This window comes from Algihabitans albus (assembly GCF_003572205.1).
Taxonomy (GTDB): Bacteria; Pseudomonadota; Alphaproteobacteria; order Kiloniellales; family DSM-21159; genus Algihabitans; species Algihabitans albus.
The window spans coordinates 169399-182487 of record NZ_QXNY01000004.1 but is presented as its reverse complement, the minus strand read 5'-3'; the positions used below and the strand labels follow the sequence as shown (position 1 = coordinate 182487).

The 13089-nt window shown below is 64.2% G+C and carries 11 protein-coding genes; 10 read left to right on the top strand and 1 reads right to left on the bottom strand.

What is annotated here, in order from left to right; genetic code table 11:
• Positions 1-169 precede the first annotated feature (169 nt).
• Positions 170-2122 (top strand): molecular chaperone HtpG, encoded by a 1953-nt coding sequence (htpG, locus tag DBZ32_RS10925; protein WP_119167203.1) that lies wholly within the window; start codon positions 170-172, stop codon positions 2120-2122.
• A gap of 4 nt (positions 2123-2126) precedes the next feature.
• On the opposite strand, the gene DBZ32_RS10920 is transcribed toward htpG, so the two are convergent.
• Positions 2127-2744 carry a TlpA disulfide reductase family protein gene (locus DBZ32_RS10920; RefSeq protein ID WP_119167202.1) on the bottom strand — a complete coding sequence of 206 codons (618 nt, stop codon included), beginning with the start codon at positions 2742-2744 and terminating at the stop codon, positions 2127-2129.
• Between the two features lie 50 nt (positions 2745-2794).
• Here DBZ32_RS10920 and argH point away from each other — a divergent pair, with 50 nt between their 5' ends.
• From argH to DBZ32_RS10875, 9 genes are all read left to right on the top strand, one after another.
• Entirely contained in the window at positions 2795-4213 is a 1419-nt protein-coding gene (gene argH / locus DBZ32_RS10915) for an argininosuccinate lyase (RefSeq protein WP_119167745.1), read from the top strand.
• Complete coding sequence (locus DBZ32_RS10910) at positions 4210-4482, top strand: hypothetical protein (protein WP_119167201.1); 273 nt, start codon at positions 4210-4212, stop codon at positions 4480-4482. Before argH ends, DBZ32_RS10910 begins: the two co-directional genes overlap by 4 nt.
• Before the next feature lie 13 nt (positions 4483-4495).
• Positions 4496-5818: a diaminopimelate decarboxylase gene (lysA, locus tag DBZ32_RS10905; protein WP_119167200.1), complete on the top strand. Its 1323-nt coding sequence runs from the start codon at positions 4496-4498 to the stop codon at positions 5816-5818.
• Positions 5819-5874: 56 nt separating this feature from the next.
• On the top strand, positions 5875-8367 hold the full coding sequence (locus DBZ32_RS10900; RefSeq protein WP_162906713.1) for a TIGR02302 family protein: 2493 nt from the start codon (positions 5875-5877) through the stop codon (positions 8365-8367).
• Positions 8368-8484: 117 nt separating this feature from the next.
• Positions 8485-9210 carry an orotidine-5'-phosphate decarboxylase gene (pyrF, locus tag DBZ32_RS10895; RefSeq protein ID WP_119167198.1) on the top strand — a complete coding sequence of 242 codons (726 nt, stop codon included), beginning with the start codon at positions 8485-8487 and terminating at the stop codon, positions 9208-9210.
• A 373-nt stretch (positions 9211-9583) separates the two neighbouring features.
• A complete protein-coding gene (locus DBZ32_RS10890; RefSeq protein WP_162906712.1) occupies positions 9584-10069 on the top strand; it encodes a hypothetical protein in 486 nt (161 codons plus the stop codon).
• Between the two features lie 218 nt (positions 10070-10287).
• Positions 10288-11073: a hypothetical protein gene (locus DBZ32_RS10885; protein WP_119167196.1), complete on the top strand. Its 786-nt coding sequence runs from the start codon at positions 10288-10290 to the stop codon at positions 11071-11073.
• A 118-nt stretch (positions 11074-11191) separates the two neighbouring features.
• Complete coding sequence (locus DBZ32_RS10880; protein WP_119167195.1) at positions 11192-12058, top strand: hypothetical protein; 867 nt, start codon at positions 11192-11194, stop codon at positions 12056-12058.
• Positions 12059-12176: 118 nt separating this feature from the next.
• Positions 12177-13088 (top strand): hypothetical protein, encoded by a 912-nt coding sequence (locus tag DBZ32_RS10875; protein WP_119167194.1) that lies wholly within the window; start codon positions 12177-12179, stop codon positions 13086-13088.
• Position 13089 lies beyond the last annotated feature (1 nt).

The window sequence follows — 13089 nt, the reverse complement described above, 5'->3', positions numbered from 1 at the left end:
TCGGCGACGTGGACTCGCCGCCGGCCTTGCAGGCCACGAGCTTTCCACACATATCTTCGCGCGGCCTGATCGTCAGAGGCGCCCCGCATGCTCACCTTGACGTCAGAGTTGCCGGGACCGGAGCCCGGCACAAGCAAGAAAAAGCATCCGTTGGAGGATCGAAGGTCTTATGCCCGATAACGAATCCCAAACCGACAGTCCTCAGACCGACTCGGCCAACACAGGCCCAGCCACCTCTGAGCCCCTCGCTTTTCAGGCCGAGGTCAGCCGCCTGCTCGATATTGTCGCGAACGCGCTCTACTCGAACCGCGATATCTTTCTGCGCGAGCTCATCTCGAACGGGGCCGATGCCTGCGACCGCTTGCGCTATCTGGCCTTGACCCAACCGGAGTTGCTTTCCGGCGCGGCGGAACTGGCTGTCGAACTGCGGCCCAATGCGGCTGCCAAACAGCTCGAGATCGTCGATAGCGGCGTCGGCATGACGCGCGACGAACTGATTGAGAACCTGGGCACTATTGCCCACTCGGGCTCCGCCAAGTTTCTCAGTCAGCTCGGGGACAAGAAGACGGAAGTCGACCTGATCGGTCAATTCGGCGTCGGCTTCTATTCCGCCTTCATGGTGGCCGACAAGGTCGAAGTCTTCTCCAGGCGCGCCGGCGAGCAGCACGGCTGGCGCTGGGAGAGCGACGGGCGCAGCGGCTTCACTGTCGAGGAAACCACCGAGGCCCCGGCGCGGGGAACCCGGATCCTGCTCCACCTGAAGGAGGATGCGGGAGACTATGCCGAGCCGCTGCGCCTGCGTCATATCGTCAAGACCTACAGCGACCATATCTCGGTTCCGGTCAAACTCTCCCCGGGCGAAGGGGAAGACGGGAGCGAGCCCGAGACGCTGAATTCCGCCGGAGCCCTCTGGGCCCGGCCGAAAAGCGAGGTCACCGAGGAGCAGTACCAGCAGTTCTACCATGACGTGGCGCATGCCTTCGATCAGCCTTGGCAGACACTCCATTTCAAGGCCGAGGGCATGATCGAATACAGCGGTCTGCTCTTCATTCCCGGTACGCGGCCGCTCGATCTCTTCGATCCGAGCCGACGCGGCGGGGTGAAGCTCTACGTCAAGCGGGTCTTCATTACCGACGACTGCACGGAGGTGGTCCCGACTTGGCTCCGCTTCCTGCGCGGCGTTGTGGATTCGGAGGACTTGCCGCTCAACGTCAGTCGCGAGTTGCTGCAGAACAATCCCGTGCTCGCCAAGATCCGGCAGGGTCTCACCAAGCGCGTGCTGTCGGACTTGGAGAAGAAAGCCGAGAAGGAACCGGAGGCCTACGTCACCTTCTGGGAAAACTTCGGCCCGGTTTTGAAGGAAGGCCTCTACGAGGACAGCGGGCATGACGATACGCTGCTGAAGCTGGCGCGTTTCAAGTCGACCGCACCCGACCTGGGCGACGCCGGCTGGACCACCTTGGCCGACTATCTGACCCGCATGCCGGAGGAGCAGGAAGCGATCTACATCCTGGCCGGCGACGACCTGGAGCAGTTGGTCCGCAGCCCGCAGCTCGAAGGCTTCCGGGCCAAGGGAATCGAGGTTCTCTTGCTTACCGACCCCATCGACGAGTTTTGGACCGTGCGGGTCGGGACCTATCGGGACAAGCCCTTCCGGTCGGTGACCCGGGCCGGCGGCGAACTCGACAAGGTGGGCGAGGCCGAAAGCGCGGAGGATGCGGACGAGAAAGAAGACGGAGGGCTCGAGACCCTGCTTGCGATGCTGAGGGTCTCTCTGCAGGGCAAGGTGAAGGACGTGCGCGCCTCCAAGCGCCTGACCGACAGTCCGGTCTGTCTGGTCGCCGACGAGGGCGACATCGACCTGCATCTGGCGCGATTGCTGAAACAGCATCAGCGCCTGGACGATACACCGACGCGCATCCTCGAACTGAATCCGAAGCATCCGCTGGTCGCAGCCTTGTCGGAGACGGCCAAAACCGCCGCTGCGGGAGCCGGGGAGAACATCGAGGAGGTCGGACTGCTGCTTCTCGACCAGGCGCGCATTTTGGAGGGCGAGCCGCCGCTCGATCCGGCCGCCTTCTCGCGGCGCTTGGCCGGCCTGGTGGCGAAGGGGCTGAATTAGCCCCTTACCTGGCGGCGTCCTGCTGTCGTACCGGTTGGTCCAGATAGTGGCGGATCAAGGCTTTGGCGTCCTCAGCGGCCCAGTCGTAGGCGCCCTGCATGGCCCCGACCACCTTGCCGTTGCGGTCGACCAGATAGCTGCTGGGAAGACCGCGTACATCCAGATCGCGGGCGAGCTCGCCCTTCGGGTCCAGATAGACGGCAAGATGGTCCAGACGCAGGTCGGTGAAGAAGGGCTCAATCTGAGTCAGCCCACCGCGGTCGACGGAGATGGCGACGACCTGCAGTCCTTCGTCGGCAAGATCCGCCTGTAGCTGGTCGAGCGACGGCATCTCATGAATGCAGGGCGCGCACCAGGTTGCCCAGAAGTTGACCAGCAGGACGTCGCCGGACAGATCGCCGAGCGTTATGGTTTGTTCGACGCCGTCGCGCGCCAAGGTGAAACTGCGTTCCGGAGTCGCGACCGGAGGCAGCAAAGTCACCCAAAGCTCCTCGAGAGCCGGGCTCAGCGGTGGCTCACCGGCCCGAACGCTACCCGCCGGAGCTGTCGCCAGGAGGACGCTCAAACCGGCTGCCAACAGAGCCGAGGTTCCGAGGAAAGCCTTTCCAAGTCCTTGAATCATTCGGTACAGGTCTCCCCATGAGCGACATGCACGACAAGAGCAACGTTTCCATGGCGAACCCTTCGGCGGCCGTCGACTCCGCCTCACCGAGCGCCAACTCGATGTGGGGCGGGCGCTTCGCCGTGGGACCGGACGAGGCGATGGAGCGGATCAACGCCTCCATCGATTTCGACCGGCGTTTCTACCGGGAGGACATCGCAGCCTCTCGGGCCCATGCGGCGATGCTGGTCGCCCAGGGTATCGTCTCGGTGGGAGATGGCGATGCGATCCGCCGAGGTCTAGAGCAGGTGCTTCAAGAGATCGAGAGCGGCGATTTCGCTTTTTCCGCCGCGCTCGAAGACATCCACATGAACGTCGAGGCGCGGCTGGCAGAACTGATCGGCGCGGCGGCCGGCCGGCTGCATACCGCGCGCAGCCGGAACGATCAGGTGGCGACCGACTTCCGCTTGTGGCTGCGCGGCGCCCTCGACGCGCTGGATGGTCAGCTTCGCGATCTTCAGGCCGCCTTGATCGGCCAGGCCGAGGCCGAGGCCGCGACGGTCATGCCGGGATACACCCACCTGCAAGCGGCCCAGCCGGTCACCTTCGGCCACCATATGCTGGCCTATGTGGAGATGCTCGGCCGCGACCGCGGGCGCTTGTCCGACTGCCGTGCGCGCGTGAACGAGAGTCCCCTGGGGGCCGCTGCCCTGGCCGGCACCTCCTTTCCGATCGACCGGCAGGCAACGGCCGCCGCCTTGGGCTTCGACCGGCCTCTGGCCAACTCGCTGGATGCCGTCTCCGCCCGCGATTTCGCCATCGAGTTCCTGGCCGCTGGCTCCATTCTCGCGGTTCACCTTTCGCGCCTGGCAGAGGAACTGGTGCTCTGGTGTTCGCAGGGCTTCGCCTTCGTGACCTTGTCGGATGCCTTCACGACCGGCAGCTCCATCATGCCGCAGAAGAAGAATCCCGACGCCGCCGAGTTGGTGCGCGGCAAGGCGGGACGGGTGATCGGCGCCCTGACGACGCTGCTTGTGGTGATGAAGGGTCTGCCGATGACCTACGGCAAGGATATGCAGGAGGACAAGGAGCCGGTTTTCGAGGCCGTCGATACCCTGAGTCTCTGCCTCCTCGCCATGACCGGCATGCTGCGCGACCTGAAGGCCGACCCTGCCGCCATGGCCAAGGCCTGCGGCAGCGGGTTCCTGACCGCCACGGATTTGGCCGATTGGCTGGTGCGTGCCGTTGGCATGCCGTTCCGAGAGGCGCATCATGTGACAGGCCGTCTGGTCAAGCTGGCCGAAGAGAAGAAAGTCGGCCTCGCCGACCTGTCTTTGGCTGAGATGCAGGCGGCGGACGGTCGCATCACCGATGATGTCTTTTCCGTCCTGACGGTAGAGCGGGCGGTGGCAAGCCGCATGTCCTTCGGCGGAACCGCGCCGGAGCGTGTCCGTGAGGCTGCCACCCTGGCTCGGGAGCGTTTCCTATGATCCTGCGAAGGCACCTGTTCTCGTCGTTGCCCCTGGCTTTCGTCATCCTGCTGCTTCTGGTCGGCTGTGGCGTGAAGAACCCGCCGGAGGTCCCTCAGGACGCCGGTCCGGAATGGAGTTTGCCCTACGCCCCTCTCCATGGAGGGGGCTTCCGGGACGGCAAGAACGAAGTGGTGGTCGAAACGCCGCCCCCGGCCTACTTTCCCGGGGCCGAAGTTCAAGCACAGCCCGATGGCGGCCTGCTGACCTTCCCCATGCCGAATCAATAGGACGTCTCAAGCAGTGCAAGGCGCCTTTCACTATCGCGACGACGGACTTTCGGCCGGCCCCGTATCTCTTGCCGAGATCGCGGCGTCGGTCGGCACGCCGGTTTTCGTCTACTCGGCCGATGCGATCGTCGCCCGCTACCGCGCCATGACCAGCGCACTGGCCGCAGAGGGGCTGGATGCGACTGTCTGTTATGCGGTCAAGGCCAACCCGCATCTGGCGGTCGTGCGGACCTTGGCGCGCGAAGGCGCCGGAGCCGACGTGGTCAGCGAGGGCGAGCTGCTGCGCGCCCGCGCCGCTGGCGTTCCAGGTGAGCGCATCGTCTTCGCCGGCGTCGGCAAGACCGAGGCGGAAATGGCGTCTGGGCTGGAGGCGGGCATCCTGCAGTTCAATGTCGAGTCCGAAACCGAGCTGCGGACACTCGATCGCGTCGCGCGGGACAAGGGTCTGCGAGCTCCGGTCTCCTTGCGTATCAATCCGGACGTGGACGCGCGGACGCACGTCAAGATCACCACCGGGACCTCGGAGAACAAGTTCGGCATCGACCATGCCCAGGCCGGGGCGATTGCCCGGCAAGCGGCGGAGCTGCCGGGGATCGAGTTGACCGGTCTGGCCGTGCATATCGGTTCTCAGCTTGTCGATCTGGCGCCCTATGCCCTGGCGTTCGAGAAGCTGGCGCAGCTCTTCTCCGACTTGCGCGGGGCCGGTTTGCCGCTGCGGCGGCTCGATCTCGGCGGCGGAATCGGCATCTCCTATCGTGACGAGCAGCCGCCGGCGGTGACCGACTATGCCCGTGTCGCCGCGCGGGCCGTCGGTCACCTGGGCGTCCCCGTGATCTTCGAACCGGGCCGCTGGATGGTCGGGGACGCCGGTCTGTTGCTGACCCGCGTGATTTTCGTGAAACGAGGGGTCAAAAAGCATTTCGTGATCGTCGATGCGGCGATGAACGACCTGATCCGCCCGACGCTCTACGATGCCTGGCACGACATCCTGCCGGTCTGCAGGCCGGATCCGGAGGCTCCGACCCAGACGGTCGATATCGTCGGCCCCATCTGCGAGAGCGGCGACCTCTTCGCGACCGATCGGACCCTACCGCCGGTTGAACCAGGAGATCTGCTCGCGATTTGTTCAGCAGGGGCCTATGGCGCGACCATGGCTTCGACCTATAATTCTCGTCTACCGGCGCCTGAGGTCCTGGTCGCGGGCGCCGACTGGGCGGTCATCAAGGATCGCCCGGATCACGCCACATTGCTGAGGCAGGAATCCCTGCCGGCATGGTTGGCGCCGGAAGCCGACCGGGAGGAGTCGCTGCACGCGGGGTCGCGGGCGGCTTCCTGAGCAGACGGCGCGGACCGCGCCACAAGACCCCGCGCGACAGGATGGAGCGGCGGGTGGTGCAGAACGATCTCCCAGACGACTCGTCCCGGACGCCGCCGCAGCGGCCGCCAGGCCTGTCATGGCGTCTGCGACTGTCGGAACTGGCGCTCCTGGTCGAAAGCGCCTGGCCGCCGCTCTGGCCAGCCTTCGGTATCCTCGGAGTCTTTTTCGTTCTCGCTTTATTCGGCCTGTTGCCGGCTCTGCCCGCCTGGCTGCATGTCCTCGCCCTGTTCGGTTTTCTGGCCGCACTGATCTGGGCCTTGCGCCGCGCGGTCCGGGAGATGCGGCTGCCGGACGAGGGGGCGGCGCTGCGCCGGCTCGAACGCGACAGCGGTCTGGAGCACCGGCCGCTTTCCGGTTTGGACGATGAGCTCGCGACCGACGACGATCCCGAGGCACGAGCCCTCTGGGAAGCGCATCGCCGGCGTTTGGCCGCACAGATCGCGCGCTTGCGGCTTGCCGCACCGCGGGCGAGCTGGGCGCGGGTCGACGGCTATGGCCTGCGCGCGGCTCTCGGTCTCCTGCTCGTGATCGGATTCGTTGCGGCCGGCAGCGACTGGGCCGGTCGTCTGGGCGACGCCGCGATGCCGCGCTTTGCAGCCGCCGAGCCTTTACCTCCGGCTTCCTATGACGTCTGGATCGATCCCCCCGGCTATACCGGCGCGCCGCCCCGTCTGTTGAACACGGCACGGGACCAGGTCGACGGCGTCATGCTGCCGGCCGGCTCCACGCTCCTGGCTCAAGTACAAGGCGGCAGTGGCGAGCCCCTGTTGCGCGTCGATGGCAGCGGTCATGCCTTCGAGCGGGTGGGCGAGGCCTCCTGGAAGGCGGAACTGACTGTCGATCAGGGGCGCACCTTGACGCTGGAACAGGACGACCTGCCCTTGATGCAATGGCCGATCCAGGTCACCCCGGATACGCCCCCGGTGGTGGAATACACGGCACCTCCCAGCGCGACCCAGCGCGGTGCACTGGCATTGGAGTATCTGGCCAGCGACGATTACGGTCTCAGCGACATGACGGCGGTCATTCGCCGGATCGACGCGCCGGACGCCGAGCCGCTCGAACTGGAGCTGATCCTGCCGACCGTTGCGCCGCGTAACGCCGAGGGCGCCAGCTTCCATGATCTTTCGCCCCATCCTTGGGCCGGGATCGAAGTGACCATTACCTTGGTGGCGAGCGACGCCATCGATCAGATCGGCACCACCGAGGCCTTTCAGACGGTGCTGCCGCAGCGGATCTTCAATCATCCGGTGGCCCGCGAGCTGGTGGAACTCCGCCGGCAGCTCACCCTTGCACCCGACGCCAAGGCACCGGTGATCGCGCGTCTGGGGGAAATCACGGAGCAGCCCGCTCATTTCTTCTTCGATGCCGTTGTCGGTCTGGCGATCAGCCTGGCCGAACGCCGCCTGATGTACGACCGCAGTGATGGAGCGGTCACCTCGGTTCAGAATCTACTCTGGGACACGGCGTTGCGACTCGAGGATGGCGAGCTGTCCCTCGCTGAGCGCGATCTGCGCGAGCTGCAGCGCCAACTGCAGGAAGCGCTTGCCGAGGGCGCGCCCGACGAGGAAATCGAGCGTTTGACCGATGCGCTGCAAGAGGCTCTGGACCGTTTCCTTGAAGCCTTGGCGGAGCAGGCGTTGGACGAGCTGCGCAATGCCGACGGCGAAATCGAAGCCGACGAGTTGCCGCCCGATGCCCAGATCCTGCGGCGCGAAGACTTCCAACGGATGCTGGAGCAGATGCGCGAGATGGCGCAGTCTGGCGCCCGCGAACAGGCCCAGCAGATGCTGGAGAACCTGCAGCAGATGCTCGAGAACCTGCAGGCCAATCCCTACCAGCAACGCATGAACCCGGACTCCATGCAGACACAGCGCATGATGGAGGACCTGGAGACTCTGGCGCGGCGACAGCAGGAGCTGCTCGACCGCAGCTTTCAGCGCTCGCAACAGGGCGAGCGCGAGCAGCGTAACCAAATGGGAGAAGAGGGCGACGGAGAGGGCCGCGAGGGCGAGCGCAGCTCAAACGCCGGCGATGCGCGGTCTCAGGAGGCGCTGCGCCGCGCATTGGGTGAGGTGATGCGCCAGTTCGGCGAAATGACGGGTAATATGCCACAGCCTCTCGGCCAGGCCGAACAGGCCATGCGCGAAGCACGCGAGGCCCTCCAGAACGGTTCGCCGAGCGACGCGATCGACCCTCAAGGCCAGGCCGTCGACCAACTTCAGCAAGGTATGGAAGCCATGTTGGAGCAGCTTGCCCAGCAGCTCGGTGGCGGTCGCGGTCAGGAAGGCACGCAGACCGGCGTCGATCCGGGCGAGAGCCGCGATCCGCTCGGTCGCGGTCAGGGCGAGGCCGGGCAGATGAACCGCGACAACGTGGCGATTCCCGATGAGATGGAACTGCAGCGCGCCCGGGAGATCTTGCAGGAACTACGTAAGCGCTCCGGTGAAAACTTCCGTCCGCCGCAGGAACTCGACTACATCGAGCGCCTGCTGGAGCAGTTCTAACCGGTTACGTCTGGATCTGTGCTGTCGGTCCAGTCGCGATGCGGAGAGTGGCAGGCAGTGAATTACAGCTATTGATTGTGCGTGACCTCGTGCGGCGGCTCTGGTATCACAGCTGCCATGACGGATAGCGATGCACGCGCGAAGCTCTATGTGGGAATCGATACGCAGGATCTCGCACGAGCGCAGATGTTGGCGGAAACCCTGCGCGGCCGGGTCGGCGGTCTGAAGTTCGGCAAGGAGTTCTTCACGGCCCAGGGGCCGGACGGGATCAGGGCAGCGGCCGGCGGCGAACCCCTGTTCCTTGACTTCAAGTTCCACGACATCCCCAACACTGTGGCCGGCGCCGTCCGCTCCGCCTGCCACCTGCGTCCGGCAATTCTCAACGTCCATGCCAGCGGCGGCCGCGCCATGATGGCCGCGGCGGCCGAGGCGGCGCGCGAGGCCTCGGAAGATCTCGGTCATGAGCGGCCCTGGCTGATCGGGGTTACCGTGCTGACCAGCCTGGACGATGCCGACTTGACTGAGGTGGGCCAAACGGGTCCCGCCAGTGCGCAGGTGCTCCGACTGGCACGGTTGGCGCAGGACTGCGGTCTGGACGGCGTGGTCTGCAGCCCGCGCGAGATTGCTGCGCTGCGCGCGGCCTGCGGCACGAACTTCAAGCTCGTGGTGCCCGGCATTCGCCCGACCTGGTCCGCCGTCGGCGATCAGAAGCGCGTCACGACACCGGCCGAGGCACTGGCCGCGGGCGCCGATGTCCTGGTGATCGGTCGTCCGATTACCGGCACGTCCGACCCCGCCGCCGCTGCAGAACGTATCGTCTCAGAGTTGGCTGGCCGAGGCTGAATGCATGACGACTGACGCCGGCGGTTTTCCCCCGTGGCCCTATGATCAACCACCACAACCTGTGCCTGTCAACATAGCGCTTTGAGCAACGGTATGTGGCGCTTACAGGGCTCTGTACGACGACTGGCTCGGGTTTCTCAAGGTGGCGGCCGTCCCCTTCGTTATGCTTGTCTACACAAGCCACATCGAGTTGCGGTCCGAGCTGTCGGGCGAATTCGACCCGGCTCTCATTGCCGCAGCATTCGCCGACTTTCTGGCTTTCGTTCTGCTCTCTTTCGGTTGGTCTCGTCGTCGACTTCTGCCGGTCGGGGGACTGCGTCCGTCGGTCCCGCGCTGTTTTTTGCGATACCTGCTGTATAGCCTCTTTCTGTCCTTGATCGTCGCTGGGCTGGTGTTCGGTGGTGGCTTTCTGGCCATGCTCGTGTGGCAACTGCTGATCGAATGGGTCTTTCCGGCTCCGGTTTTGGTACAGGCCGGACCCGTTCTGATCGTCGTTTTGGCGCTCGCCTTTTGGCTTCTTATCAATACCCGGCTCCTCCTCGTGCTTCCCGGCAGTGCCGTCGGCGCCGGAGTCACCCTTCGCGCGTCTTGTTTTTTGATGGCCCGCAGCGCTTGGCGGGTGGCGGCGGCCCTCCTGCTCGCGGCAAGTCCTGCGATCCTGGTCGCTGTTGTCTCTCCGACGTTGTTCTTGTCGGAGGCGGCGACTGCCGTCTCATTCTGGACCGGTTTGGCCGCGCTGATTCAGGCGACGGTCTGGACTCTGAGCCTTGGTGCATCTGCCGGTGTCGCTGCGATTGTCTTCCGAATGGTGTGTGACAGCCTGACGGTCTCACAGCCATTGCAAGCCAGCGTGCCCTGAGAAGGCCCTGTGCGAGGAGCGGTGGATCTAATGACCGATATCACTCCAACGCCATCGCCCTTGTTTTGGCCGTCGTGCCAACCGCTGCACTTTGCCTAACCGCCTCTCTCTCTACAGGGCTACGGTTCCGGCTGCTACACTCGGCCTGATCGGCGGATTGTGGAGGAGGCGAGGTCGAATCGGCTGTGTCGGAGGCATCTCGGATCGCAGGGCTAGGTTTGCCTATCTTTGGTACGGTCAAGACAACGCTCTCTCTCGTGGTCGCGCAGGCCAGCGACCTTGTGGTGGCCGCCGCGGGGCTCTTTCCTCTCTATTACGCGCTGGCCTTGGCGAGTGCCGGGTCGCGGAATGCTCTGATCGACGCACTTGCCCTATCTGCCGGGCTCATGGTCATGGCCGTTATGAGCGTCGCCTGGTACCGGACCTTCTTGCTCGGCGCGCGCGCGGCCTTGCTGCCGAGATTATCGCGCCGTCATCTGCGCATGAGTCTTATGGCGCTTCTGTTGTCGCTGCTGATCTACGGCCCGGCCTGGGTGGCCGAGGCTTTCGTTCGACCTACGCCTGTGGAAGACCTGTTTCGCGAAGTTATCGCCGTTGCGATCTTGGTCACCGTACTCCTCGTTTCCTCTTATCTGTTTCTGAGACTGTTTCTGGTCCTGGCTGCGATCGCGCTGGACGAGACCTTCGGTTTACGCGATGCCCTTCGAGCCTCGGCAGGCAACGGCTGGAGGCTTCTCCTCGTCTCTATCCTGCTCACGCTGCCGTGGGGGCTGTTGCTGATCGGGGCGGATATCGCTTTCGCGGCCTCTCTGGACGAGCCCAACTGGGTCTCGCTCGCCTTTGGTTTGGAGGGCCCCGGCATAGGCGGTCTCCGGGAGGCCGTCTACGTTGCGCTCCAGAGCCTGGTGCATGTCGTTTTCGGAGTTTTATCGGCCACCCTCGGCTCAGTCGCTTTCACGAAGCTGACCGCCTGGGCGCCGCCGTCTTCCGGCGCCGGGACGTGAGCGCGGTCGCCGATGTCGGGGCCGCCCGCGTAGCTTGAACGGACTTGGTTGTGCTAACCCCTGCTTACACCTCAAACGACAAACCGCCTGCGCGCCGAAACAGGATCGAAATACCTCCATGACCGACCTCTCCTCCACGCCGCCATCCGGTCCCGTCGCGCTGCTGCCGGTGGTTCGGACAGTGACCGATGCCTATCAGTTCACACTGCAGCGCATCGGCCAGGTCGTCACTGCCGCGATCGTTCCCTTCGCCCTGTCGATGCTGGTCGCGCTGATCGATGCCGGCCTGGGGGAGACCCCGTTCGCCTTCGTTACTTTGCTCGTCGACCTTTTCGCCTACGCGATCTTTGCCGTGGCCTGGCATCGTGCGCTCCTGGTCAACGAGCCCCCGAGTCTGCTGCCGCGCCTTGGCGATCGTCAGCTCCGCTTTTGGCTGATGACACTCTTGATCACCCTGATCGTGGCGGGGGTCGTCGTCTTGCCCGCCTTCCTGTTCGGACTGCTTGCGGCAGGTCCCTCCGGATCGCCCATGGCATTGCTTGCCCTGCCGCTCGCACTGTCTTGCGTGTATCTGCTGGCTCGCTTCAGCTTCGTCTTTCCGGCTGCCGCCGTGGATGAACGCTTCGGTCTGGGGGCGTCCTGGCGGACCACGGCGGGTAACGCCTGGCGCTTGATCGGAGCCTACCTGCTCGCCGTCCTGCCGATGATGGTGGTGATGCTCGGTCTGCTGGCGGTGGGCGGGGGGCTGCTGGGAGTCGGCGGTTCCTTGGGCGGGTCCGGAGTCGGTGGCGCCCTCGGAGTGCTGATGATTGTGACACTCTCGGTGGTGAACTACATCTTTGCGGCCGTCTTTGTGTCGCTCCTGTCGCTTTCCTTCCGCACTTGTACCGGATGGATAGCTGACAGTGGACAGACACCGCCGGGTTCTAGTCCGACTGCCGAGTTACCTCGAAACGACGACAGCGGGGACGCCGGCTACCACTGAAGGCTGTTGGCGCCGAATTTCGAGAGTCATTTGGACTGATCCATCGATGCGGAGTTCTCGGCCTGCCCAGGCCGGAGCTTCTCTTGGCGGGTTCGGCGGCCGGAACGGGAGCAGACTTGTGACCGATTTATCCGCCCTGTCGCCGCGCGGCCCTGTCGCGCCGCTGCCAATGTTTCGGACGCTGTTCGAAGCCCAGAAGTTCACCTTGTGGCGGCTTGGACAGCTGTCGTTTGCCGCGGCCGTCCCTTTTTCGGCCTCCACGGCGAGTCTGCTTGTGATGGCGGAACTCTGGGCGGAGCCGGGGATGCGCTTGCCCCTACTGCTCACAGCCTTCTTTGTAAACGTCTGCGCTTTCAGCCTTTTTGCCGTCGCCTGGCATCGCGCGTTTCTTCTAGACGAAACGCCTCGGCTTTTCCCGCTGATCCGCCGCCGCCATCTGCATTTTGCACTGTTGTTTCTGCCATTTTTCATGATATTGTTATTTTATAATATTCCGCTTGGAGCTGGCGTTGTTTTCTCAGTTGATCATTTAATACTACTCTTGTTCTTTTTTGGCGAAGAGGTGACTATATCACCGAATTTGCCGAGAGGATTTGCAACGATTATTCTTTTGTTGTTTTCGGCTCTGCTGTCCGGCAGTTATTTGCTGATTCGCTTGGTTCTTGTATTGCCCGCCATAGCTATCGATGAGCGCTTCAGTTTCGGCGATTCATGGCGTAAGACTGCCGGAAATGCCTGGAGTTTAGTGGGCGCCTGTGTTTGGCCTTCGATGCTCGCGATTACGATCGCTTCCTTGCCGATCCTTCTACAGCGCTGGTTTTTGGCGAACGGGAGGCTGCTCTTCTCTTTCTCGTGGGGTCGCGAGGAGGTGTTTCTGTCGTTCTTCGCCTTGCTCGCCATAGGCTATGTTTTCGCCGCTGTGCTCGTTGCTGTCTTGTCACTGTCTTTCCGCACTTGCACCGGTTGGGCGCCGGACGAGGACATGACGCCGCCGGCTACGTCCGCGCCTTCCAGGGCCCTCACCCACTGAA